Genomic DNA, 24,489 nt, shown 5'->3' with positions numbered 1-24,489 from the left:
ACTAGATCCAGAAAAACAATAAAAAAATACTAACATAATGAATAATATATTTAAAGGTTTGATTACGGCAATAATAACGCCGTTTAAAAATAATAAACTAGATTTAGATGCCTTAGAAAAGATTTTAGAATATCAAATAAATGCTGAAGTGAATGCCGTAGTAATAGCAGGTTCAACAGGTGAGGGGAGTAGTTTAAGCTTTGAAGAGTATAAATTATTATTGCAGACAGCTAAGGATATTATAAATAAGCGTATTCCTATAATTAGCGGATGTTCTTCAAATGATACCGCTTATGCAATAGAGCTTGCGGCTGAATCTACAAAAATTGGAGTTGACGGCTTTATGATTAGCCCGCCGTCATATTTGAAGCCTACTCAAAGCGGGATCTATAAACATTTTGAAGCAATACATGAAGCTAGTAATTTACCGATTATGCTATATTCAGTTCCGGGTAGAACTGGGGTTGACTTTACCGATGAAGTGATATTTAAACTCGCTAAATTACCTCGTATTTTAGCTTTAAAAGATGCGGGGATAGATTTAGAAAGACCGCTTAGAATTAAAGCTATAGTTAAAAAAGAATTTAATCTATTATGCGGTAATGATGATTTAAGTCTTGCTTTTAATGCTCAAGGCGGAGTAGGGTGCGTATCCGTAGCTTCTAACGTTGCACCTAAATTATGCAAAGAGCTTCAAGAGAAATGGTATAACAATGATGTTAAAGGAGCTTTAGAGATTCATCAAAAATTATTACCTTTATATAAAGCATTATTTGTAGAATCAAACCCAATCCCAGTTAAGTATGCTATGCATTATTTAGGATTCTGCACAAACGAAATTCGTTTGCCTTTAACTGAAGCAACAAATACGACCAAAACACAAATTGAGGAAATTATAACATCCTTATCTATAAAAGTATGACGGAATATAAGAAAATTATTGCACAAAATAAAAAAGCTCTCTTTAATTACTTTATTGAGGAAAGACTAGAAGCAGGTATTGTATTAAAGGGTAGTGAAGTTCAATCATTGCGTCAAGGTAAAGCATCTATAGAAGAGAGTCATGCAGCTGATACGGGAAATGAGGTATTTTTGTATAATTGTCATATTGCAGAATATGAAAAAGCAAATAGGTTCAATCATTCTACTAGAAGACCACGTAAATTATTATTGCATAAGAAAGAAATAAATAAAATTATCGGTAAAACTAAAATAAAAGGTTATACTCTAGTTGCCTTGTCTATGTATTTTAATAAAAAGAACAAAATAAAAATTGAGCTTGGCATTGCTAAAGGTAAAAAATTACACGATAAAAGAGAATCGATTAAAGAAAAAGATTGGAAGAGAGATCAGAGTAGATTGATCAGACAGAAGTAAAGGTTAAGGTATGGTTGTCACCCCGTGATTTATTCACGGGGTCCAGAAAAAAATATGTAATATTTTTTATTGTTTTTCTGGATCCCGTGGCGGGGCCACGGGATGACACAGTAGGAGTTACATTTCCTCGCAATGACATACACAAGCCCGAAACAAAATAAAATTAATTTTAAAGGTTATTTATGCAGCATATTATTGGAAAGATATTAGTTATATTTGTAGTAATTATAGGAGTTTTATTTATTTTTAAAACTATAAAAACTTCTTCTACAAAACCTGTTTCCATAGAAGTTAAACAAAATGAAGAGCCAAAGCAATGTGAAGAAGAAAGAGTTAAGAAGATTATTGAAGAATATTTGCTTAATACTCCTGAAATAATAATACAATCAATAGAAAATCTACAAAAGCGTAAAGTACAAGAAAGTGAAACCAAAGTTAATAGCTATATTAAGGATAACAAATTAGATATCGAGAATAGCCAAAATTTTCCTATCATAGGTAATAAAGACGGTGATATAACTATAGTTGCTTTTTATGATTATTCTTGTTCCTACTGTAAAAAAGGTGATGTTTCTTTAAATGAGTTATTACAAAATGATCCAGAAGTGAAAATTTTGTTAAGACCATTACCTATCCTTGGTGATGCTTCTGATTATTTAGCAAAAATAGCTTTAGCGGTTTATAAAATTAACCCTAGTAAATTTAAAGCTGTTCATAGTGAATTAATGAAGATAAGAAATGTTTCTAAAGAAACTGTCGAAGAATTATTAGCTAAAAATGACTTAAATATTACGGAAGTTGAAGAAATAGCTGACAGCTCTGAGGTAAGAGATCTAATCGCTCAAAATATGCAAATAGCTAGAAATCTTAAAATTCAGGGTGTGCCTGCATATGTAATTAATGCTAGATTAATTCCAGGATCAGTAGATTTTCCTCAATTATTAAGCATAGTCAAAGAAATTAGAGATAATAAGGATTCCTAATTAAGCCTTGTGGGTCAAAGTCGTCATTGCGAGGAGATGCAAATATAATTTTCTCGCCATGACGGAAAAGCTGATCCACTTTTATTAATATTATAGTCAATTTTCAAATTAAACTTCGTCTACCAACTTTTCATTTATTAGCAGTATATACTTGACAATATGCTTTTAGATTGTTAATATCCTTTTACATATATTAAAGCTTTATAAAGCTAACAAATAAAATTAATTCTTCAAGCCACAAGAATAAATCTAAAAATCTAGTTTGATTCCAATTTAAAACAAACGTAATATTTCCTCTACATTTAAGGAATTAAATTTTTCATTCATGTCAACTATAATCTATTATAATAAAAATAATGAGTATAACTAATAAAGAATCCCCAGAACAACTAAATAACCCTGAATTTAATAATCATTATGCAGAAAACGGCAATATAATTAATTTAAAAGAATTAAAACGTAAATTGCCTGAAGAATTGCAAGCTCAAGCAGAAGAGCTAAAAATTGAAAATGTTAGTTCTTTGCGTAAACAAGAATTAGTTTTTGCAATTTTAAAGAAATCTGTAGAGCAGGGGGGTTCAATAGTAGGTGAGGGTGTACTTGAAGTTTTGCCTGACGGGTTTGGCTTTTTGCGTTCTCCGGAAGTAAATTATTTAGCAGGACCTGATGATATTTATATTTCTCCAAGCCAAATTCGTCGCTTTGGGCTTCGTACTGGTGATACTGTGGAAGGACGAATCAGAGCTCCGAAAGAAGGTGAGCGTTATTTTGCTCTACTTAAGGTAAATAAAGTGAATTTTGAAGATCCCTCTAAGGCTTATCACCGCGTCAATTTTGATAATCTCACTCCTTTATATCCTGATGAAAAATTAGGCTTAGAGCTTGAAGATAACAGCAAAGATTTTAGTACACGTGTTATCGAGCTAGTCGCTCCTATGGGTAAAGGACAGCGTGCTTTAATAGTTGCACCACCCCGTACTGGTAAAACCGTGTTACTACAAAATATCGCTCATGCTATTACTACCAATAACCCGGAAGTATTTTTAATTGTGTTGTTAATAGATGAGAGACCTGAAGAGGTAACAGATATGCAACGTTCCGTGCGAGGGGAGGTTGTTAGTTCTACTTTTGATGAACCGGCCAGTAGACACGTACAGCTTGCGGAAATGGTCATTGAAAAAGCAAAGCGTTTAGTAGAACATAAAAAAGACGTAGTAATTTTAGTTGATGCTATAACTCGTCTTGCTCGTGCTTATAATACTGTAGTGCCATCATCAGGTAAGGTATTAACTGGCGGTGTTGATGCTAACGCACTTCAGCGTCCAAAAAGATTTTTTGGTGCTGCAAGAAATATTGAGAATGGTGGTTCACTTACTATAATTGGTACAGCTCTAATTGAAACAGGCTCACGTATGGATGAGGTGATTTTTGAAGAGTTCAAAGGTACAGGTAACTCTGAAATAGTATTAGATCGTAAGATTGCCGATAAACGTATTTATCCGGCGATTGATATAACTAGATCAGGAACTAGAAAAGAAGATTTATTAGTTGATAAAATAGTGCTAAATAAAATGTGGGTTCTTCGCCGCATCATCGACCCAATGGGTAGCAGTGAAGCAATAGAATTCTTGCTTAAAAAGCTAGAACATACTAAAACTAATAGTGAGTTTTTTGAGATGATGAAAAGCCCAGCAGAACGTAAGTAAGTTGTGGGGTCATCCCGTGGTGGCATTGCCCGCATGGATCAAAAAACGTCCTAAGTGTCATCCCGTGGCTTGACCACGTGATCCAGAAAAATAACTAAAAATATCAATAATATTGATATTTTTAACTGGACCCCGTGAATAAATCACGGGGTGACACAGCAAGTTTTGCCTCTCCTCACAATGACGAAAAACTAAAAAATATATTGCAAAATGAATATAACACCTGATTATTTAATTGAAAGAAAACAAATAAAATCTCGTTTATTAGTTTGGAAGTTAATAGCAATTATTTTAATTGGTGTTTCATTCTTCTTAATTTGTAAAGATTTTGTTCCAACGGAAGTTTTAGCCAATAATAATGATGATTATATAGCTTCGGTATTAATTGACGACATAATACTTGAAGATGAGAAGCGTGATAAAAAGCTTAAGAAAATTGTTGATGATTCTCATATTAAAGCCTTAATAGTTAATGTAAATTCTCCAGGCGGTACAGTAGTAGGATCAGAAAAAATTTATAATATTCTACTTAAAATATCAGAAAAAAAGCCGGTAGTTATAGTTATGGGAACGATGGCAGCAAGTGGTGGTTATTTAATCTCTCTTGCTGGTGATTACATCATTAGCCATAATGGAACTATAACTGGTTCAATTGGGGTAATATTGCAGACTGCTGAGGTAACTGACCTTGCACAAAAACTTGGCATTACTTTTCTTAATTTTAAATCAGGTGAGCTTAAGGCTGCTCCAAACCCTACTGAAAAACTTACTGAAAATGTAAGGGTAGCGATTATGGAAAATATCGAAGACACTTACAATTTTTTTATTGAACTTGTTGCTGAAAGACGTAAAATTCCTATAGATGAAGTCAAAAAACTTGCTGATGGCAGAATATATTCAGGACGTCAGGCTGTAAAACTAAAGCTTGTAGATAATATAGGTAATGAGGATACAGCTTTAAAATGGTTGCAAGATGAGAAAAAAATCGATGCTAAATTAACGGTTAAGGACTATCAATTAAAACCAAAACCTAAATTAGTGGAAATGATGCTTGAAGATTTCGACAGTTTAGTACCTAGTTTTTTCAAAAATAGTTTTAATGGAATTAAGGCGATTTCTAATCATGGCTACTAAAATTGATTTGATAAATAAAATACATAAGCAGCTGGATTATCTTTCTAAAGAAGATGTTAGTGATTCTGTGAATTTAATCCTTAATTATTTAAGTAATTCTCTTAAAGAACAAAACCGTATCGAAATCAGAAATTTCGGTAACTTTTCTATCCGCACACGAAAATTCCCAGAAAGTGATAAATTTTATAATACAATTTATTACAGAATGCCTAAAAATTTCCTTAAAGACTAAAGTTATTACTTTACAAATTTTAATTTAACGTTAGTTTATGGCTAATTAAAATTAAGATATATACAAATTGTGAAGTGGTCTAAATATACTTTCTTAGAAAAACTTAAAATAATAAAAAGTAAAATAACGCATAATAATATTATATGCGTAGCTCTTCATACTTATGATTTAGAGCTTTTTGAAAAAATACTGATAACAGAAAAGGTTAAAGATATTAATATGCTGTTCCTTGCTCGTTACGGATTATGTAAAGGCGATAAATATTATACTTTTTTACAAAAACTATATAATTACTTAGACGAAAATAATGTTACTTTAGATAAACAAAAAAAAGAATCTTTAGACTACGTATTAAAATATATAGAAATGTTTGATCCTTTAAAATTCACTAAAAATGAACAATTACAACCTCGTTATAACGATGAAGACACGTTAGAGTATTATGAGAATGCTTCTAAAAATCTAGATAAAAATAATATAAACCATACTGATAAAATTGGAGAGTCTTCTGAACTAAACTATGCAGAGTTGGATTGGACAAGTTAAAACTTATTTTTCAAAATACTATCATTACAATAATGCAACTATCCTACATAATTTATAAAATTTAAGAAAATTTAATACTCGCTTGAGTTTGCTTTGAACTATCAACTGTCAAGGGGTAAATCTAAAATAATTATAAATATTTATGTTGAATAAACTCTTATTCTAGTGTCTACTTAAGAAAAAGTTTTATACTTAATTAGCTTCTACCAACCCCATTAGTACTTATAATGAGCACAGCAAAAAAAACTAAATTTCAAATAAATATCAATAATAATTATAACGATTTACTTACACCTTTTGGTAAGGCAATTTTGCGAGATCGATACCTTATGAAAGGCGAAGATTTTCAAGATTTATTTGCTCGTGTTTCTAGTTACTATGCTGAAAATAAAGAGCATGCTCAGAAGCTATATGAGTATATGAGCAAAATGTGGTTTATGCCTGCAACACCGATTTTAAGTAATGGTGGCACTGATAGGGGATTACCTATCTCTTGTTTCTTAAACGAGACCGATGATAGTTTAGATGATATAGTAAATTTATGGACGGAAAATGTTTGGCTTGCTTCACGCGGTGGCGGAATAGGAAGTTATTGGGGTAATGTTAGATCTATTAACGAAGCAATTCACAATAAGGGACATTCATCAGGCATTATACCTTTTATTAAGGTAATGGATTCTATGACCCTTGCTATTTCTCAAGGATCGATTAGACGAGGCTCATCAGCTGTATATCTACCTATTGATCATCCTGAAATCGAAGAATTTATTGACATAAGACGCCCGACAGGCGGGGACGTTAACCGAAAATCTCTTAATATTCATCACGGTATTGCCATAACTGATAAATTTATGCAAGCTGTTGAAAATAATACAGACTTCGAGCTTATTAGTCCTGCTACCAAAAAAGTTGTAACTAAAGTTAGAGCAAGAGATTTATGGGTTAAGCTGCTCACTACCAGAATAGAAACTGGTGAGCCTTATCTGTTATTTATTGATAGTGTTAATAAGTCAATACCTAAGCATCATAAAAAGTTAGGCTTGCATGTTAAGATGTCTAACCTTTGTAGTGAAATTACATTGCCAACCGGTATCGATCATTTAGGCAAATCAAGAACTGCCGTTTGTTGTCTTTCTTCTTTAAATTTAGAATATTATGAAGAATGGAAAGACGATAAAGAATTTATACCAACCATTATGTTATTTCTTGATAATGTTTTAGAAGATTTCATCAATAAAGCACCTGATACTATGGCAAGAGCTAAATACTCAGCTTTTCGTGAGCGAAGCGTTGGACTTGGCGTTATGGGATTCCACTCATTCTTACAAATGAAAAAAGTACCGATAGAATCGGTTATGGCAAAGGTTTGGAATAAAAAAATATTTGAATATGTATCTAAGGAAGTAGAAGAAGCATCTGTTAAAATTGGTAAAGAGAAAGGGGCTTGTCCTGATGCATTGGATGCAGAAAGCAATGAGCGTTTTAGTAACAAAACAGCAATAGCTCCTACTGCTTCAATTTCAGTAATAGCAGGAAATGCATCACCAGGGATAGAGCCATTTGCTGCTAATAGTTTCGTACAGAAAACCCTAACTGGTTCTTTTAATGTACGTAATAAGCATTTAGAAAGGTTATTAGAGGAAAAAGGATTTAATAATGATCAAGTTTGGTCTTCAATTAGTACTCACGAAGGATCAGTGCAGCATCTAACATTCTTAACTGAAGAAGAAAAGCAAGTCTTTAAAACAGCTTATGAAATTGATCAAAATTGGTTGATAGAGCTAGCAGCAGATCGTACTCCTTATATTACTCAAGCACAATCTTTAAATGTCTTTCTACCCGGTAATGTTAGCAAAAAATATCTAAATGATATTCATTTTAAAGCTTGGAAAAAAGGAGTGAAAAGTTTATATTATTGTAGATCAACATCAATTCAGCGGGCAGATAAAGTTTCGCACGATGTTTTAAAGGCAGATTTTAAAGATTTAGAAAAACAAAATGACGAGCTAGCTGAAGCTAATAAATACGAAGAATGCCTAGCTTGCCAGTAATATAATAGTACCGGACAGTTTTAAAAAATACCTCATTTTATTTAGGTATAGGTGACCTTATATGTCATTCCCGCGTAGATCGAAAAACGCCCTCGGTGTCATGCCGTGGCTTGACCACGGCATCCAGAAAATAATAAAAAATACTAATGTTATTAGTATTTTTTAGCTGGATCCCGTGAATAAATCACGGGATGACAGGGAAAAATGATCCACGCGGGGCAAGCCTTAAGCGGGAATGACATAAAGTAGAAACTGTTCTATACTATTCAATAATATACTAGGAGAACTTCGTATAGTTACTGTTAATATAAAAAAATAAATTAAAAAGAAAGCATATGTCATTACTTGATGCAAGTCCGATTTATAAGCCATTTTCATATCCGTGGGCATATGAAGCTTGGCACACTCAACAAAAAATTCATTGGTTGCCGGAAGAAGTACCGCTTGCTGATGATGTTAAAGATTGGAAATATAATTTAACCCCAGGTGAGAAGCATTTATTAACGCAAATATTTCGCTTTTTTACACAAGCTGATATTGAAGTAAATAATTGCTATATGAAGCATTATTCAAGAGTATTTAAGCCGACTGAAGTGTTAATGATGCTGTCTGCTTTTTCTAATATGGAAACAGTGCATATTGCAGCATACTCACATTTGCTTGATACTGTAGGAATGCCTGAAGTAGAATATTCTGCGTTTCTTAAATATAAGGAAATGAAAGATAAATATGATTATATGCAACAATTTGGGGTTGCTACTAACGAGGATATAGCAACTACGCTTGCAGTATTTGGAGCTTTTACAGAAGGATTACAGCTATTTGCATCTTTTGCTATTATGCTTAATTTTCCACGTTTTAATAAAATGAAAGGTATGGGGCAGATTATTGCTTGGTCAGTGCGTGATGAAACGCTGCATACTAATTCTATTATTACACTCTTTAAAACTTTCGTTAGAGAAAATCCTGAAGTCTGGACAGAAAATTTACGTAGTCGTATCTATAAAGCTTGTACAACTATTGTACATTTTGAAGATGCGTTTATTGCTCTTGCTTTTGAAGTAGGGGGAATTGAAGGGCTAACGGCTGATGAGGTAAGATTATATATTAGATATATCGCTGACAGACGTTTATTTCAGCTAGGGCTAAAAGATATTTATATGGTAAAAAATAACCCTCTGCCATGGCTTGATGAAATGCTAAACGGGGTTGAGCATACAAACTTCTTTGAAAATAGAGCAACCGAATATTCAAAAGCAGCAACTACCGGCTCATGGGAAGAAGTATTCGCTGATATGGATAGGAAGTCAGCTATATAATTAGGCATAGTCATTATTAATTTTAAAAAAATAGTTGTTTTTATTTTAGTTTTTAGGGATAAAAATTCTACTAAAAATTTACTGTACAAAAATTAATTAAATTTATTATAACTTTATTTTGTAGTATAAATCCATATTACTATTTTAGACAGTTTATTTTTGGTGCTGCTATATCCTGTTTTTTTGTACTGGTTATCGGTAAATCATCTTTTGAAATAATCATACCGGCTATTATTTATCCATTTCTCTATCCATATTCACGATTTGCATATGAGACAATAATAGATTTTATAAGGGGTAATAATGTAATAACAGGTGACAAGATTATTGAAAATGATAAGGTGATAATAGTAGTTAATAAGATCATCGTAAATGATTATAACACTAAAATGCTGGGCGATATAATATGGCTGTTTTTTAAAGTTATAGGTATGGTACTTTGTTTTCTTTTGTCTCCTTTCATGATACCTATAGGGTTGGTATTATTATATTTTCTACAAAGAAAAAGTACAGAAATAGAATAAGAAAGGGCTAATTTGTACGAATCGGTGGCATCCCTGCTTAAGGCTTGCGTGGATCAGTTCCACCACGGTCATCTCGTGGCTTGTCCAGCGTTGTTGCATTGCATGGCTCAGGAAAAGCTTTTAATTTTAAAATCTTGCTATTTTAAAACTTTTAATTACTGGATTCCCGCCTTCGCGGGAATAACATATTATGCTAGACATAAAAAGAAAACAAGACCATATCGAAATTAATCTTACAAAGAATGTTGAATCTGGCTTAAGTAGCGGATTTGAGTCAGTTCAATTTGTGCATAATGCCTTACCGGAAATCAATTATAGTAGTATAGATACAACTACTACTTTCTTAAATAAAATCTTACAAGCACCTATTCTAATTTCTAGCATGACAGGCGGAACACCTAGGGCAAGAGATATTAATTGTAGATTAGCTGCTGCTGCTCAAAAAGCAGGTATCGCTATGGGGCTTGGCTCTATGCGTACATTACTTACAGAACCAAGTACTTTAGATACATTTACAGTGCGAAATAATGCTCCTGATATAGTATTACTTGCTAATATTGGTGCGGTGCAACTCAATTATGGTGTAACACCAAAGCAATGCCAATATTTAGTAGATAGCGTTAAAGCTGATGCCTTAATTTTACATCTGAACGTGTTACAGGAATTAACTCAGCCGGAAGGTGATAAAAATTGGGAAAATCTTTTACCGAAAATAAAAGAAGTCGTAAATTATCTTTCTGTTCCTGTAATTATCAAGGAAGTAGGGTTTGGCTTATCTAAAAAAACAGCCAAGCAATTTATAGATATAGGAGTTAAGATTCTTGATGTTGCAGGAAGTGGTGGAACATCGTGGAGTCAGGTAGAAGCTTACCGTGCTACAAATTCATTACAAAATCGTATAGCTAATAGTTTTATCAATTGGGGAATTCCGACGCTAGATTCCCTTAAAATGGTGCGAGAAGCTTCAAAGGATATTTCGGTTATTGCAAGTGGCGGCTTAAAGTCAGGTATTGACGGGGCTAAAGCTATTCGCATGGGAGCGGATATTTTTGGTCTTGCTGGTCCATTTTTAAAAGCAGCTGATGTTTCAGAAAATCTAGTATCTGAAGAGATACAGCTAATAATAGAACAGCTCAAAATTACTATGATGTGTACAGGATCGCATAATTTGGAAGAGTTGAAAAAGGTTGAATTATTGTAATTGTCACCAACTATGTCATTCTTGCGTGAGGCTTGTCCCGTATGGATCATTTTTTCCCTGTCATCCCGCGACTTGATCGCGGGATCCAGCTTAAAATACTAAAATTATTAGTATTTTTTATTGTTTTTCTGGATGCCGTAGTCAAGCCGATAGTACCGGACAGTTTTTATTATATGTCATTCCTGCAAAAGCACAGTAGTGTCCGGAGAAAAAATAAACGTTGTTATTATTAGGTTTTTTCGTCATTGCGAGAAGAATTACAAAGTAATAAGGGCGAAGCAAGGAAGTAAAAAAATGCTAAAATTAGTTATTTTTTACTATTTTTCTGGATTGCCACGCGGTCTACGACCGCTCGCAATGACGGTTTTAATAATACTCCAATTTTCTCCGGACACTACTGTGCTTTTGCGGGAATGACATACAATGTCACCTACATCTGAATAAAATATAACATTTTTTTAATGATTGTCCGATACTATGGGTCAAGCAACTAGATGACACCGAGGCATTTTTCGATCCACGCAACAAAGCTTTTTCGGGAATGACATAGGAGTCATGCAACAAAGACTGCATCTTTCCCGTAATGATATTTCTACAACTCTAAATAAGATTTTAGTGCCAAAATTAATATCTCATCTTTTTTGGTATCTAAGTCTTTTGTTAATTCTTCATAAACTTGTTCGTCTGATAGGGTAGTGAATTTTTTAAAGAGCTTTACTATTTCTAGAGACGGCATAATTTGAAAAGCATCTTTCAATATTTTAATCTTTTTCTTATCATTCAGATTATTATTTGAATTCAAATAAAGTTCTAGCAAAGGGATATTTACAAAATTGGTGTTTATAGCTGACTCTAAATATTCTGCATCATTTGCCAGCAAATAGTAATCAGCAATTTTTAAATTGTCTGAAATAGGTATGGCTTTATGAAGTTTGGCAATTTTATTTGTGATAAAAGTAAATTTAGACCATAAAGCAAGTTGCCCGTAACAATAAGCTAAAGTAACTAAATTATCTGCATCATATTCATTTAAATTATAAGCTTTAATAGCATAATTCTCAGCTTCTTGATAAAGTCCTTTATCGTAATAAAGTCTGGCTAAATTTTTATTGCTATAAAAAGCAAATTCTTTTGATTTAGAAATATTTTGCAAATAAGCGATTTTCTTATCTACATCCTCTTCTGTTTCGGCTAAAATTAAGTTATGAAATTCTTTTAAATTTTCACAAGATGAATTCTTGCGGGCAATAGAGCCTGCTTTAGCTTTATTACCAGTAATATATTTTGCAAAAGCTAGAACTAATGAATATCTATCATTATTGATTTTACAATTACTAAAAACATTATGTATCTTAATTGGTAAATCTATAATTAATATCAAAAATCTTATTATGATAAAACCAAGTACTATTAATAGAATTAAGCTAATTAGACTAAAGAAAAAAGTAGTTTCAATATTATAATTATATAAACTAATGAAAACCTTTGAATCAAAGCTTTGCGTTAAGGTAAAGCCAAAATAAAGAAGAAAAAGAGCAGCACATATTAATAATAATCTAAACATCTTTATTTATAAACTCCTGCATAAATTTTTCTGAATAAAGAAAATTAATTAGATATTTTAATTTTTCTAGGATCAAGGATTTATCTTGTTCTTTTATAGTTATATTAGAAGGCTTTTTCTCGATTTTAACAAATTTTTCAAGCCATTTATGATTTAATGGGAAAATTACTTCTACTCTTTCAGATTTAGAAATAAGGTAATTATTATTATATTCTTCTAAGTTTGCTAAAATATTTTTTATTTCCTGAGGTAGCAGCAGAGATTTTAATACTGTTAATTCTTTACTATATTCCTGATCTTGCAAAAAATTATATGTTAGTAGATTTGCATTTAGCAGATAATTAATATAATCAGGTGAATATATTTTTTGCTGAGGCTTAGGTTTTTGTTCTAATGCAGCAGTAGGAGCTTCGGGAAATTTTAAGGAATCTATATAATTAAAAAATGTTTTAGTAGATAGCAAAGGTGCTTCTTCTTTTACTTCTGTAATATTTGTTTCAATCTCCTCTGGGGTATCAAGAGTTTGACTTAAGTTTTTATTTTCGCTTTTACATAATTTTAAAATATCGCTCCTATTGTTATAAAGTGTAAAGGAAGATAAAGTAAATATTACTATCGCTATGAGAAAGATGTTCCGGCTTTTAAATAAACTATTGAATTTTTGCATTTTCAAATAATAATTTGATTAAATCATTAGGATTTTGGTCATCACAATAAACCACATTTTTAAAAAAAGGTCTAACTATATTTGCAACTTTTGAACTTATAGCTATAACTAAACTATTTTGTAAATATTCTAATAAATTATTTTCATTCAATAATTTTAACAGAGTCTTAGCACTATTTTGAGAATAAACTAAAATAAAATCAACAGAATTTTTAAGTTCTTTTACAACAGATAACGGAAGCTCATTTAAATATTCTACATTATAAATAATATAACGTTTTATTTTATCAGGCAAATCTTTAGTGATTTCATTTGAAGATAGATATATAGCTTGTTCATACAAATCATCCGGAAAATGCTGCATCAAATCATCGACGTTTTTACCGGCATAGGCTATTTTAAAGCCTTTATTTATTAATATCTCTCTTGATTTATCACCCACCACCCAAATGTTATGATTTAATTCATATTCAGCAATAATTGTGGCGGCATATTTGCTAGTTATTATTATATTTGAGTAGTTTTTTAAAATATTAGCATCAAAATCTAAAGTTTTATACTTAATTATAGGGCAATTAATATAATGAAAATATTTACCTATTTCCTGGGTAGTTTCTAAATTAGCTTCTAAGCTTCTAGTTAATAAAACCGACTTCATATAATATTTGTATTCCTATATAAAGAGCTACTGCCCAAATTATAATAGCTGCTATTTTATTAACTATAGCTAAAATTGTGCTACTTTTATTCAGCTTTCTAATATTATAACCAGCAAAACCTAAAGAGAAAAACCATAACCAAGATACAAGCACGCAAGTTAAAGTAAATATAGTTTTTATAAGTCCCTGATATTTTAAGGCACTTGTACCTATTACTACTATTGTATCCATAATTGCATGTGGATTTAATATTGATACTGATATAGCAAATAGAATCTGTTTTTTAGCTGAAAGTGCGTTCGAGTTATTAGTAAGATCAAGAGGTGGCTGATTCCAAGTATTATATCCCATATATAATAAAAAAATAAATCCCAAGACAAATATAGCAAGTTTTAGGGTAGGGATTTCAAAAATTATTAAAGACAAACCAAAAACGGCAGAGCAGATAAGAATAGTATCGCATATAGAAGCTGATATTATACTAGGTAAAACTTTTTGAAATTTTTGATGTGTAGCTCCTTGATTGAATATAAAAATATTCTGCACTCCTAAAGGTACAATTAAGCCAAGTGCTAATAATATTGCATGAAAAAATGCATTTAATATTTCGCTCATTTTAAATTAACCAATTTATCCAAGATTTTATAGTAATTACTGTTTGTGGTAAATATAGAAGTGCTATTCCCCAAATTGTTATAGCTCCTACCTTATTAAGTATTTTTAAAATTATAGCCCCTTTACTTAGTTTTCTAATATTATAACCAATTATTGATAATAACAAAAACCATAGATAGATAGGTATAAGTATGTATATTACTTTAGTATTATAATCTCGATATTTATAAAGAACTGTATTTAGCATATCTAAAATAAAAGGATTGAATATTGATAATACTAATATATATATAGGTTCTAAAAATAGTTTTTGAATAGAAACCGATTCAGGGATGTTTGTTGAATTAAAGTATGATTGATGCCACGTATTATAGCCCATATATATGAAAAAAATAAATCCAACTACAAAAATAGGTATTGCTATAAACCATAGCATATAAATAAACAAGAACTCAGTATTAAAGATAATTATGTATATGATAATGCTATAAGTTATACAACCAGCGATCATACTAGGTAAAGCTTTTTTAAAGCTACAATATTTTGCACTTTGATTTAATATAAAAATACTTTGTATAATCGAAGATGAAAGTAAAATTATTACATGTGAGAAAATAGTTAAAATATCATTCATTGTTGTAATTTATTTTTTATTTTTAATAATACTAGTAAAGATGGAATAGTTATAATAGTAGTAAATAAAAAGAAATTTTGCCAGCCAAAATTTACTACTATATAACCTGAAATTATTGGAAAAATTGATCTAGAAATACCCATCATTGATGAAAAGAATGAATATTGTGTAGCACGAAACTTGCCTTGACATAATGATGAGATAAAAGCAATGTAAGCTGTCATCGTCATGCCGCCCGTAATACTTTCTGCTCCTATTGTAATAAATAATAGTGTGGGATTTTTTCCGTATATTTTAAGAATAATAAATAATATATGAGCTAAAGCATGAATAATACCAAATAGTAGTATGCTATCTAATATATTCTTTTTCTTCATAATAAAACCGCCGAGTAATCCACCAACGATAGCACCCATAACTCCCCAAAACTTCCCGACACTTGCTATTTCAAAAGCATCATAATTTAAATGAAGTAAAAACGGGTTGATCATGACATTAATAAAATTGTCGGGTAGTCTATATAATATTAGGAAGACTAATATGAGGATAATAAAAGAGATAGAGCCTATCGGTTTCAGAATATTCCTTATAAAAGCAAAAGTACTTTCATTATTATTATTCGTGGTTTGCTCTATATATTTATTTTGATTAAATCTGCAATATTTTACACCAACTATAAGTAAAATAAGATAAATAAATATTAAAATTGCAAAAATTTTATATATTTCGTTGAACGTTAAATATATAGATAAATATATAGCTCCTGAGTTTGCGAGGAGCATACCGAATCGGTAACCAAATATATATATTCCTGAGGCAAAACCAAGAGATTCCTTATTAACTATTTCTGTCCTAAAAGCACTTAATATAGTATCTTGCATAGAGCTAAAAAATGAAATAATCAATGAGATAGAGGCAAATAATAATAAATTATCAAAAGGATTTAAAAAGCTTAAAATATATACAAAAAATACTAGGGCTATGGAAGTTAAGCAAATCCAAGATAATCTATGACCAAAAATTTTGTCTAAATATTTAATCTTTAAACTATCGAAAATTGGGGCAAATAAAAAATTGATAGAATAGGGCAAAGTTATAAGTGATAGTAAACCTATCGTTTGCAAAGCTATATTCTCTTTAGCAAGCCAATAATTTAATGTATTACCGGTAATCATTATATTAAAGCCGCTAATAAGTCCAAATAACCAAATAATAGATAAACTGCGTGACATATTGTTTTAATTGTTATAAATAACGCCTAGAATTATAAATAATAAATGAAAATAGCTAAATAATCTAATATAATTATTGCGAGTTTTCTTATTAATTGATAAATTCTTTTAAACTAATTAGTTATAAATTTAAATGTTTAAAAAAAGGTCTAAAAAAAATATTTTTGCTACCATTAAAATTCCTCTATTGCTTCTTCTAATTTTAATAATGTTTATAGTTGTTATAGGATTTTTCACGAGTAATCATAAAATGCATTCAGAAAATTATTGTATTAGGGATATCTCTACCTATAGCTATCAAAAGCTTTATAGTATTGTGCGTGAAGATCTATTCAACTTTGACTCAGCACTTGAGCAGTTAAAAGATAAGCCGCTAAGCGTTAAAGATAAGGTAAAATTAGAAAAAATTTGTACTTTTAAAATAGAAGATGGAAAGGTACGTTTAGAAGTCGCAAAAGGTTATGATTGTTTGCTACAGCTATATTCGGGTGAGGATGCTACTTTAGTAGAGCAATATAAAGCAATTAAGAATGGTAGTTATGGTCTTGATACTTTATATACTAAAAATGCTGCGATTAATTTAGCAAAATTAATAATTTCAGGTTATGAAAAAGAAGTAAAAGAACATTTGAATATAAAAAATGATTCTGACTTAATAAAATATTTTAGCGGTTATACAAAAGATGAAATTCCTGCTCTAAAAAGTCTAATTTCTCTTAATATAGCTGAGCTTACAGCAAGATGTTTGTATAGGCTTAGCATGATTCACCTACTTGGTAGACCATCACTTAATGAGCAGGATATAAAGCTTGATTATAAGCTTGCCATAGAGGAAATACAAAATGTAATTAAGTTAACCGGTATTAAACAAGATAATACACTAGATATAGCATTAATTATTAATGATAAGTTTGTTCGGCACGCTGCAACAGTTATTGCTTCAAGTTTAATAAATAGTGATCTAGATAGTTTTTATAAGTTTCATATTGTGATGAATCCAAACGATTCGCTTACAGAAGAATCAATGGAAAAATTAGCTTCCATGAAACATATAAGGGACTATTCTATAGATTTTGTTCCTTTTCCTGAAAATGTATTAGACTTAAATTTAGCTAATAAAAAAATAGAATTTTCGGAGATGTGGCCTCCTTTAGTAATGTATAGGTTATATTTTGATCAAGTCTTTCCAAATTTAGAGTCTATATTATATCTGGATGCAGACATTATTGTGTTGCGTGATTTAAATTCTTTCAAAAAGCTAGATATGTCAAACTATATAGTTGCTGGTAGTATGGATACGGCTCTTACTTATTGTACTTTAAAAGTAGAAGAAGAATGTAATAGGAAAATAAATAATTTTTATAAAAATAGCGGTATAGTATTTTTAAATCTACAAAATATGCGTGAAAAGCAAGCAAAGAATATGGTTTTAGATGCAATGCATAATTCAAAATGTAGTTTTGCTTATCCTGATCAAGATTTATTAAATATTGCTTTTCATAATTACATATATCCATTATCTATGAGATGGAATTTTTATACCTATTTTATAGATAGAGATACTTATTTTTCATATTTCATTATGCATTATGCTGGTAAAAAGAAACCATGGAATAATGAGGAAATAAAATGGACAAAAGATATTTTAGAAAAGTATCAAGAAATTGAAAAATATTATTGGCGATATAGAGAGTTTAGTCCTTGGGGCAGTAAAGATTTTAATTGACTTTAATGAGTAAGAGATTTAAAAGTTTATATTCTATGAATATTTAAAAAGATTCATAGAATTTAATTTTTATGCAAGGTTACAATATAAATGTTGCCGCCCAAAACCTTTTTTGAGAAAGTTAAGGAAATAATTTGGCCAATAGAAAGAAAGGAATTAAAGCTTTTCATACCTATGGCATTAATGATGCTATGTATTCTTTTCAATTTCGGAGCATTGCGTTCTATAAAGGATAGCTTAGTAGTACCCTCTATGGGAGCAGAGATTATTAGCTTTTTAAAATTATGGCTAGTATTACCCTCATGCGTGATCTTTACAATACTTTACGTTAAGCTCAGTAATAAATTCAATTTCGAATATGTTTTTTACATTATAGTTGGTAGCTTTCTATTATTTTTCTTATTTTTTGCTTATATTATTTATCCGAATCAGGAAGCTTATCATCCTAATGATGAAATAATAAGTAGCTTGATAACATCTTACCCTAACTTCAAATGGTTTATTAAAATAGCCAGTAAATGGAGCTATGGGCTTATGTATATCTTTGCAGAGTTATGGAGTGCTGTAGTTATAAACTTAATGTTTTGGCAGTTTGCTAACCATATTTTTGATACTAATAAAGCAAAGAGATTTTATCCAGTCCTTGGGATGGTTGGTAATATGGGACTAATACTTGCAGGTAGTGTACTCGTGTTTTTCTCAGGTAATAAAATAATAGATCCGGAATTATTACCAAATTCTTTCGATGCATCAGTTAATTTAACCTCTCAAACAACAGAGATGCTACAACCTATTATGTCAATAATTGTTGCAGCGGGTGTTATCTCTATGCTGCTATTTAGAGTAATAAATAAATTTATTTTGACTGATTCTATAAATGTTTTAGATTCAAAGAAAGTTAAGGCTAAAACAAAAACCAAACTTTCAGTTTTGGAAAGTATTAAGCTAGTAATTAACTCAAAATATATAGGTCGTATTGCCTTATTAATAATCTGTTATGGGTTATTAATTAATATCGTAGAAGGACCTTGGAAAGCAAAAGTAAAAGAACTATATCCAAATACTATAGATTATGTTCATTTTATGGGTAGGTTTAATATCTTGATGGGCATATCATGCGTTACTTTCATGATAATAGGCAGCAACATCCTTAGAAGACTAGGTTGGTTTGTCTCTGCATTATTGACACCTATTATGCTATCTATAACCGGTTTAATGTTTTTTATTTTCATAATTTTTATCGAAGAAATAGGTTCATGTTTTGGTAATTTTAACCTTTTATATGCCGCAATAATTGTTGGAGCAATTCAAAATATCCTGAGTAAATCCTCTAAATACTCACTCTTTGATTCAACAAAAGAAATGGCATATATCCCGTTATCGCTTGAACTTAGAACTAAGGGTAAAGCTGCTGTAGAAGTAATAGGTACAAAATTTGGTAAATCACTCGGTGCATTTATTCAGTCCTTAATATTTATAATTATTCCTACTGCTACTTTTGACTCTATAATAATATATCTATTAATAATTTTTATAGTTATGATTAGCTTATGGATTTGGGATGTTGTAAAATTGAATAAGGAATATACTGAGTTGTGTAAGTGATGCATCACATCATTGCGAGGAGCGTAGTGACGAAGCAATCTTAGGAGACTTATACTGCTGCTTAATGAGATTGCCACGTCGAGGCTTCGCCTCTCCTCGCAATGACGAGACACACAATAATAATCATATGAAAAAAACTTTAAAAATAATATTTTTTGTATCTATTCTTGCTGTATTAACTTATAGCATATTGTGGTTTGCAATCCTATTTTCCTTATCAAATTCTATAAATCAAAAATATTCTGATACCTATCTTAATATCGATGATTCTCAGCAATATTTTGTTAAATTTTCTAAAGCTAAGCCTTATGGTTTTCCTTTTAAATTTGGTATTTCAATTATTAATTGGCAAGAAGAAAGTGTTAATAGAAAAATCGAATTTAACTCACCTATAAATATTGGTTATGATTTATTAAAGCAGCAAATATTTATAGATTTTTCAGGAGAGGCAGTTGGCAGATTTAAACCAATTGAGAGAGGCTTTGGAGTAAAATTTTATAATGATAATTGTATATTATCCGCAAAAATGCCTTTAAGTTTTAGATTATTTAAAATTATAAAAGAGAAGAAGGATTTTTTTGAAATAGTAAATTTTATAGAAGATGTTAAATTTACTTTAAATAAAGCAGAAATTTTTGATTTAGTAGATAATAAAAAGCTATATGAAGAGGGTCATACTCTATTTACTTTAATATTTGATAAGAGTAAGTATTATACAAGTAAACAGGATTTTCTTGATAATATACCACAAAAATTAGAAATTAATTATGACACTGAAATAATACAAAGTGATCTTGAAGATAGAATAATTCCGGCAGGGTTGTTATTATATAGATTAGCTTGGCATAATAACTTTAAATTTTCAGCTAATTTTTTAGTTACTGCGGGTAACCCAAATTTTAAGGACTTTGCCAAAGATTTAACAATTAAAATTACTAATGCACAAATAAATAGTAATAGTTTTGAAAATAACATTAATTTACTATATAAAGGTAAGTTGGATGGTTTAGGTAATAATAATGTTAATCTTTTGATAGATTCAAAATTTAAGCTAAAGCAAGACTCTATAACAAATTTCTTAAGTTTTATAAGAAAATATTATGACAGGCAAAACTATCTGCTGACAATTTCAGATAATGAGTCATATAAAAATTTAAACTCTAAACTAAGCTATATTTTAGATAATAGTCAGCAGTTTGATTTTAGTATCTTGGAAAACCGAGAATATGATTTTAAATTAAATGCTAGTTTATTTACTGAGTTAAATAAGTTAACTAGAGCTAAAATAAATGCTCTAAGTTTGTATTCAAATAGAACAGGATTTAATATAACAAACGAAACATTAGTAAATATATTTAAAGATTCTTATAGTAAGGGTGATATCATAGCTAATAATTATCCTAAAATAATGGAAGTGCTAAGCTCTTATATATACAAAAATCTTTCGGAAGAAAGTAAAGAAATCTATAAAAATGCTTTTATATCTTTTTTTAAAACTATTTCCGATCATCCAAATTCTTCTAACTTAATTGATGTTAGTTTTGAATATAATTTTGATTTATCAGATTTAAATAAAACTAAAATAGGTACTATAGATGATATAAATAAAATTCTACCTTTATATTATTTGTCTTTATACCAAGCAGCAGTAAAGGAAGTTAAAGCAGGTGATAATTTAAAAGAAAAAATCATGGAGCTAATACCGGATTTTAAAGAACATAAAAAAATACTAGAAAAATGTATGCTACCAGGGTTTCAAGATATTAATGAAACTATGTGGCAAGAGATTACAAAATAATGGATATTATAGTAAAAATACAGCAAGATTTAAAAGATGAAGTAACACAGTTAAATAACTTGATTATTAGCTGTTTAAAAAGTGATGAAGAGTTAATAGAGAAAGTCGGTAAATATTTACTGGAAGCAGGTGGCAAACGAATTCGTCCTCTATTAACTATCATAACTGCTAAAATGTTTGATTATAATGGTGATAGCCATATAAAGCTTGCTAGTGCCGTGGAATTTATTCATACAGCAACATTACTTCATGACGATGTAGTAGATGACAGTACACTCCGAAGATTTAAGCCAACTGCTAACGTTATTTGGGGAAGTAAAACAAGTATTTTAGTCGGTGATTTTCTTTTTAGCCAATCATTTAAGTTAATGGTAGCTTCCGGTTCTATTAAAGCCATGAATGTTTTAGCAAAAGCTTCAGCGATAATTTCAGAAGGTGAGGTAGTGCAGCTAGTTAAGCTAAACGAGCGTCGTCTTATAAATATAGAAGAATATCAGCAAATTGTTAAATCCAAAACAGCCGAATTATTTGGTGCTTCTTGCTCTGTTGGAGCTATCATAGCAAATCAGAGTGATGATATTTCTAAAGATATGGAAGAGTTTGGAAGATTACTTGGCACTATATTTCAGGTTATAGATGATCTGCTTGATTATCTCGGTAATGATAAGCAGGTAGGAAAAAATATCGGTGATGATTTTTTAGAGGGGAAAGTTACACTACCGCTAATTTTCTTATATGACAAATTAGAGAAAGATGACAAAGCCCATCTTAAAAATATGATAAAGTCAGATAATCGTACTAAGGAAGAATTTGTACAAATATGTGATTTGATGGTAAAGCATAAAATTAGTAAGGATATTATAAATCATCTGAATAGCTTGGAAAATGAAGCTATTAGCTTGCTTAACAAAATCCCCGTTCAAAATATTTATAAAGAATATTTATTTTCTATTATTAGGTTTATTTTGGACAGATCGTATTAGACTGTGTCATTGCGAGCGAACAAAGTGAGCGTGGCAATCTCATGAAATTTAGACTCCTGAGATTGCCACGTCGGCTTCGCCTCCTCGCAATGACACCTAACCCCCAACCCACAATAATATCTCTAGTAATTTTTAAAATTTCAATATAAGATAAAAAAGAAAATAAAAAAGGTGTTAATATGGAATATGCATTATTAATTTTTAGTATCATAGCTATTTTGGTTATAATCCAAATGGTTAAAGTTGTGCCTCAGCAACAAGCTTGGGTAGTAGAGAAATTAGGGAAGTTTGATAAGGTGCTGCAACCTGGATTGAATCTATTAATTCCAGTAATTCAAAGAGTAGCATATAAACATACGTTGAAAGAAGAAGCGATAGATGTTACTGCACAAACTGCTATTTCAAACGATAACGTAACATTATCTATTGATGGTGTTTTATATGTAAAAATCATTGATCCGATGGCAGCTTCTTACGGTGTTAATAATCCTTACTACGCTATAACTCAGCTTGCACAAACTACTATGCGTTCGGAAATTGGTAAATTACCGTTAGATAGAACTTTTGAAGAACGTGAAACTTTAAACGTTGCTATTGTTGCAGCCATTAACCAAGCAGCGATAAATTGGGGCATACAATGTATGCGTTATGAGATCAAGGATATCCAGCCACCGCAATCTATTCTGAAAGCTATGGAGTTGCAAGTAGCAGCGGAACGTCAAAAACGTGCACAAATTCTAGAGTCTGAGGGTAACAGACAAGCAAAGATTAACCATGCGGAAGGGGAAAAAGCACAGATCGTTTTAAATTCAGAAGCTTCATATACTGATCAAGTTAATAGAGCAAAAGGTGAATCGGAGGCGATTGGTTTAGTTGCAACAGCTACAGCTAAAAGTATTGAGACTATAGCATCAGCGATGCAGAAAACTGGTGGTAGTGAGGCGGTATCTCTTAAAATAGCCGAGCAGTATATTAATGCATTCGGTAATTTAGCTAAAGACACTAATACAGTAATTTTACCTGCAAATCTTTCAGAGCCAAGTAGTTTTATTACTCAAACTCTAGGTATATTTAACCAATTAAAAACTTCTTCAGAAAAGAAAGAAAGTAAATAAAATTTGTGAAGATTTATTGTTGTAATAATAATTAGTTTTATATATCATAATCAGGTTGTTAACTAAAAAGGTAAGAATATGCTAAAAAATGAGAATGTTTGTGAAGATATGAAAGTATTTGTTGGCAAACCTGCTCCAGATTTTACAGCTACAGCAATTATGCCTAATAATAATGTAGAAGGTGAATTTACTCTTAGCCGTTATGCTAAAGGACATAAAATTATATTGTTCTTTTACCCGTTAGATTTTACTTTTGTATGTCCATCGGAAATTATAGCATTTCATAATAAACTTGGTGAGTTTACTGAAAGAAATACTAAAGTAGTGTCAGTTAGTGTTGATTCACATTTTAGCCATTTAGCTTGGAAAAATACTCCTCATAGCAAAGGTGGGCTTGGACGAGTTCAATTCCCAATGGTTTCTGATCTTAAAAAAGAAATTTCTTCAATGTATAACGTGCTTAATGATGGTGGTATTTCACTACGTGGTACTTTTCTAATAGATGAAGATTTTGTAGTACGTCATATGTTAGTTAATGATTTGCCAATCGGTCGTGATATTAATTATACCTTGAAAGTAATAGATGCATTAGCTCATAATCAAAAACATGGTGAAGTTTGCCCAGCAGGTTGGCATAAAGGTGAGGAAGCTATTACTCCATCGCATGAGGGTATCGCACATTACTTAAGCTCACATGCAGAGAAATTATAGTATACTATATTAATTATCCCCGTCATTGCGAGGAGCGAAGCTTTGTTGCAATCTCATAAAACATCCTGAGATTGCCACGCTCCTTTTAGTCGCTCGCAATGACGTTC

23 protein-coding genes are annotated in these 24,489 nt (G+C 30.6%); 17 read left to right on the top strand and 6 right to left on the bottom strand.

Going from position 1 to position 24,489, the window contains the following annotated elements:
• Nucleotides 1-37: 37 nt before the first annotated feature.
• From dapA to fni, 11 genes are all read left to right on the top strand, one after another.
• Entirely contained in the window at nt 38-922 is an 885-nt protein-coding gene (dapA, locus tag AAHF54_RS04420) for a 4-hydroxy-tetrahydrodipicolinate synthase (RefSeq protein WP_341788106.1), read from the top strand.
• Nucleotides 919-1,377: an SsrA-binding protein SmpB gene (gene smpB / locus AAHF54_RS04415; protein WP_341788105.1), complete on the top strand. Its 459-nt coding sequence runs from the start codon at nt 919-921 to the stop codon at nt 1,375-1,377. Before dapA ends, smpB begins: the two co-directional genes overlap by 4 nt.
• A gap of 182 nt (nt 1,378-1,559) precedes the next feature.
• Nucleotides 1,560-2,360 (top strand): DsbA family protein, encoded by an 801-nt coding sequence (locus AAHF54_RS04410; protein ID WP_341788104.1) that lies wholly within the window; start codon nt 1,560-1,562, stop codon nt 2,358-2,360.
• Between the two features lie 356 nt (nt 2,361-2,716).
• A complete protein-coding gene (gene rho / locus AAHF54_RS04405) occupies nt 2,717-4,066 on the top strand; it encodes a transcription termination factor Rho (RefSeq protein WP_016948430.1) in 1,350 nt (449 codons plus the stop codon).
• A gap of 210 nt (nt 4,067-4,276) precedes the next feature.
• Nucleotides 4,277-5,200 carry a signal peptide peptidase SppA gene (gene sppA, locus AAHF54_RS04400; protein ID WP_341795055.1) on the top strand — a complete coding sequence of 308 codons (924 nt, stop codon included), beginning with the start codon at nt 4,277-4,279 and terminating at the stop codon, nt 5,198-5,200.
• Nucleotides 5,190-5,432, top strand: coding sequence for an HU family DNA-binding protein (locus tag AAHF54_RS04395; protein ID WP_341795056.1), 243 nt, complete (start codon nt 5,190-5,192; stop codon nt 5,430-5,432). Before sppA ends, AAHF54_RS04395 begins: the two co-directional genes overlap by 11 nt.
• A 69-nt stretch (nt 5,433-5,501) precedes the next feature.
• The gene (locus AAHF54_RS04390; RefSeq protein ID WP_342169839.1) at nt 5,502-5,978 is read left to right on the top strand and encodes a hypothetical protein; all 477 of its coding nucleotides are present in this window, start codon (nt 5,502-5,504) and stop codon (nt 5,976-5,978) included.
• Between the two features lie 227 nt (nt 5,979-6,205).
• Nucleotides 6,206-8,029, top strand: a complete 1,824-nt coding sequence (locus AAHF54_RS04385; RefSeq protein WP_341788099.1) for a ribonucleoside-diphosphate reductase subunit alpha — start codon at nt 6,206-6,208, stop codon at nt 8,027-8,029.
• A gap of 335 nt (nt 8,030-8,364) precedes the next feature.
• Nucleotides 8,365-9,348, top strand: coding sequence for a ribonucleotide-diphosphate reductase subunit beta (locus AAHF54_RS04380; protein WP_341788098.1), 984 nt, complete (start codon nt 8,365-8,367; stop codon nt 9,346-9,348).
• A 341-nt stretch (nt 9,349-9,689) separates the two neighbouring features.
• Nucleotides 9,690-9,872: a hypothetical protein gene (locus tag AAHF54_RS04375; protein WP_341788097.1), complete on the top strand. Its 183-nt coding sequence runs from the start codon at nt 9,690-9,692 to the stop codon at nt 9,870-9,872.
• Nucleotides 9,873-10,062: 190 nt separating this feature from the next.
• Nucleotides 10,063-11,073, top strand: coding sequence for a type 2 isopentenyl-diphosphate Delta-isomerase (fni, locus tag AAHF54_RS04370; RefSeq protein WP_341788096.1), 1,011 nt, complete (start codon nt 10,063-10,065; stop codon nt 11,071-11,073).
• A 592-nt stretch (nt 11,074-11,665) separates the two neighbouring features.
• Here the strand turns inward: fni and AAHF54_RS04365 are convergent.
• From AAHF54_RS04365 to AAHF54_RS04340, 6 genes are read right to left on the bottom strand one after another with little or no spacing between them, the layout of a single operon-like run.
• A complete protein-coding gene (locus AAHF54_RS04365) occupies nt 11,666-12,637 on the bottom strand; it encodes a tetratricopeptide repeat protein (RefSeq protein ID WP_341788095.1) in 972 nt (323 codons plus the stop codon).
• Nucleotides 12,630-13,304 (bottom strand): hypothetical protein, encoded by a 675-nt coding sequence (locus AAHF54_RS04360; protein ID WP_342169838.1) that lies wholly within the window; start codon nt 13,302-13,304, stop codon nt 12,630-12,632. Before AAHF54_RS04360 ends, AAHF54_RS04365 begins: the two co-directional genes overlap by 8 nt.
• Complete coding sequence (locus AAHF54_RS04355; RefSeq protein ID WP_341788093.1) at nt 13,288-13,962, bottom strand: uroporphyrinogen-III synthase; 675 nt, start codon at nt 13,960-13,962, stop codon at nt 13,288-13,290. The genes AAHF54_RS04360 and AAHF54_RS04355 overlap by 17 nt, the downstream gene beginning before the upstream one ends.
• Nucleotides 13,940-14,578 (bottom strand): LysE/ArgO family amino acid transporter, encoded by a 639-nt coding sequence (locus tag AAHF54_RS04350; RefSeq protein ID WP_341788092.1) that lies wholly within the window; start codon nt 14,576-14,578, stop codon nt 13,940-13,942. The genes AAHF54_RS04355 and AAHF54_RS04350 overlap by 23 nt, the downstream gene beginning before the upstream one ends.
• A 1-nt stretch (nt 14,579) precedes the next feature.
• Nucleotides 14,580-15,212, bottom strand: coding sequence for a hypothetical protein (locus AAHF54_RS04345; protein WP_341788091.1), 633 nt, complete (start codon nt 15,210-15,212; stop codon nt 14,580-14,582).
• Nucleotides 15,209-16,444, bottom strand: a complete 1,236-nt coding sequence (locus AAHF54_RS04340; protein WP_341788090.1) for an AmpG family muropeptide MFS transporter — start codon at nt 16,442-16,444, stop codon at nt 15,209-15,211. The genes AAHF54_RS04345 and AAHF54_RS04340 overlap by 4 nt, the downstream gene beginning before the upstream one ends.
• A 133-nt stretch (nt 16,445-16,577) precedes the next feature.
• Here AAHF54_RS04340 and AAHF54_RS04335 point away from each other — a divergent pair, with 133 nt between their 5' ends.
• The 6 genes from AAHF54_RS04335 to AAHF54_RS04310 all read left to right on the top strand — a co-directional run bounded on the left by AAHF54_RS04335 (nt 16,578) and on the right by AAHF54_RS04310 (nt 24,382).
• A complete protein-coding gene (locus AAHF54_RS04335) occupies nt 16,578-18,170 on the top strand; it encodes a glycosyltransferase family 8 protein (protein WP_342169837.1) in 1,593 nt (530 codons plus the stop codon).
• Between the two features lie 90 nt (nt 18,171-18,260).
• Entirely contained in the window at nt 18,261-19,775 is a 1,515-nt protein-coding gene (tlc3, locus tag AAHF54_RS04330) for a nucleotide exchange transporter Tlc3 (RefSeq protein WP_341788089.1), read from the top strand.
• Between the two features lie 127 nt (nt 19,776-19,902).
• On the top strand, nt 19,903-21,573 hold the full coding sequence (locus AAHF54_RS04325) for a hypothetical protein (RefSeq protein ID WP_341788088.1): 1,671 nt from the start codon (nt 19,903-19,905) through the stop codon (nt 21,571-21,573).
• Complete coding sequence (locus AAHF54_RS04320) at nt 21,573-22,556, top strand: polyprenyl synthetase family protein (protein WP_341788087.1); 984 nt, start codon at nt 21,573-21,575, stop codon at nt 22,554-22,556. The genes AAHF54_RS04325 and AAHF54_RS04320 overlap by 1 nt, the downstream gene beginning before the upstream one ends.
• 179 nt (nt 22,557-22,735) lie before the next feature.
• Nucleotides 22,736-23,671 (top strand): stomatin-like protein, encoded by a 936-nt coding sequence (locus AAHF54_RS04315; protein WP_341795065.1) that lies wholly within the window; start codon nt 22,736-22,738, stop codon nt 23,669-23,671.
• Nucleotides 23,672-23,779: 108 nt separating this feature from the next.
• The gene (locus AAHF54_RS04310; protein WP_341789224.1) at nt 23,780-24,382 is read left to right on the top strand and encodes a peroxiredoxin; all 603 of its coding nucleotides are present in this window, start codon (nt 23,780-23,782) and stop codon (nt 24,380-24,382) included.
• Nucleotides 24,383-24,489: the final 107 nt, after the last annotated feature.

Origin of the sequence: Rickettsia endosymbiont of Seladonia tumulorum, assembly GCF_964030815.1 — a bacterium.
Classification (GTDB): domain Bacteria; phylum Pseudomonadota; class Alphaproteobacteria; order Rickettsiales; family Rickettsiaceae; genus Rickettsia.
The sequence above is the reverse complement of the archived record's forward strand: the minus strand, read 5'-3'. Positions and strand labels throughout refer to the sequence as shown.

Excerpts from the sequence above, each read along its gene's own strand:
- dapA (WP_341788106.1), top strand. The coding sequence starts at position 38 with ATGAATAATATATTTAAAGGTTTGATTACGGCAATAATAACGCCGTTT.
- smpB (WP_341788105.1), top strand. The coding sequence starts at position 919 with ATGACGGAATATAAGAAAATTATTGCACAAAATAAAAAAGCTCTCTTT.
- AAHF54_RS04410 (WP_341788104.1), top strand. The coding sequence starts at position 1,560 with ATGCAGCATATTATTGGAAAGATATTAGTTATATTTGTAGTAATTATA.
- rho (WP_016948430.1), top strand. The coding sequence starts at position 2,717 with ATGAGTATAACTAATAAAGAATCCCCAGAACAACTAAATAACCCTGAA.
- sppA (WP_341795055.1), top strand. The coding sequence starts at position 4,277 with ATGAATATAACACCTGATTATTTAATTGAAAGAAAACAAATAAAATCT.
- AAHF54_RS04395 (WP_341795056.1), top strand. The coding sequence starts at position 5,190 with ATGGCTACTAAAATTGATTTGATAAATAAAATACATAAGCAGCTGGAT.
- AAHF54_RS04385 (WP_341788099.1), top strand. The coding sequence starts at position 6,206 with ATGAGCACAGCAAAAAAAACTAAATTTCAAATAAATATCAATAATAAT.
- AAHF54_RS04380 (WP_341788098.1), top strand. The coding sequence starts at position 8,365 with ATGTCATTACTTGATGCAAGTCCGATTTATAAGCCATTTTCATATCCG.
- fni (WP_341788096.1), top strand. The coding sequence starts at position 10,063 with ATGCTAGACATAAAAAGAAAACAAGACCATATCGAAATTAATCTTACA.
- AAHF54_RS04365 (WP_341788095.1), bottom strand. The coding sequence starts at position 12,637 with ATGTTTAGATTATTATTAATATGTGCTGCTCTTTTTCTTCTTTATTTT.
- AAHF54_RS04360 (WP_342169838.1), bottom strand. The coding sequence starts at position 13,304 with ATGCAAAAATTCAATAGTTTATTTAAAAGCCGGAACATCTTTCTCATA.
- AAHF54_RS04355 (WP_341788093.1), bottom strand. The coding sequence starts at position 13,962 with ATGAAGTCGGTTTTATTAACTAGAAGCTTAGAAGCTAATTTAGAAACT.
- AAHF54_RS04350 (WP_341788092.1), bottom strand. The coding sequence starts at position 14,578 with ATGAGCGAAATATTAAATGCATTTTTTCATGCAATATTATTAGCACTT.
- AAHF54_RS04345 (WP_341788091.1), bottom strand. The coding sequence starts at position 15,212 with ATGAATGATATTTTAACTATTTTCTCACATGTAATAATTTTACTTTCA.
- AAHF54_RS04340 (WP_341788090.1), bottom strand. The coding sequence starts at position 16,444 with ATGTCACGCAGTTTATCTATTATTTGGTTATTTGGACTTATTAGCGGC.
- AAHF54_RS04335 (WP_342169837.1), top strand. The coding sequence starts at position 16,578 with ATGTTTAAAAAAAGGTCTAAAAAAAATATTTTTGCTACCATTAAAATT.
- tlc3 (WP_341788089.1), top strand. The coding sequence starts at position 18,261 with ATGTTGCCGCCCAAAACCTTTTTTGAGAAAGTTAAGGAAATAATTTGG.
- AAHF54_RS04325 (WP_341788088.1), top strand. The coding sequence starts at position 19,903 with ATGAAAAAAACTTTAAAAATAATATTTTTTGTATCTATTCTTGCTGTA.
- AAHF54_RS04320 (WP_341788087.1), top strand. The coding sequence starts at position 21,573 with ATGGATATTATAGTAAAAATACAGCAAGATTTAAAAGATGAAGTAACA.
- AAHF54_RS04315 (WP_341795065.1), top strand. The coding sequence starts at position 22,736 with ATGGAATATGCATTATTAATTTTTAGTATCATAGCTATTTTGGTTATA.
- AAHF54_RS04310 (WP_341789224.1), top strand. The coding sequence starts at position 23,780 with ATGAAAGTATTTGTTGGCAAACCTGCTCCAGATTTTACAGCTACAGCA.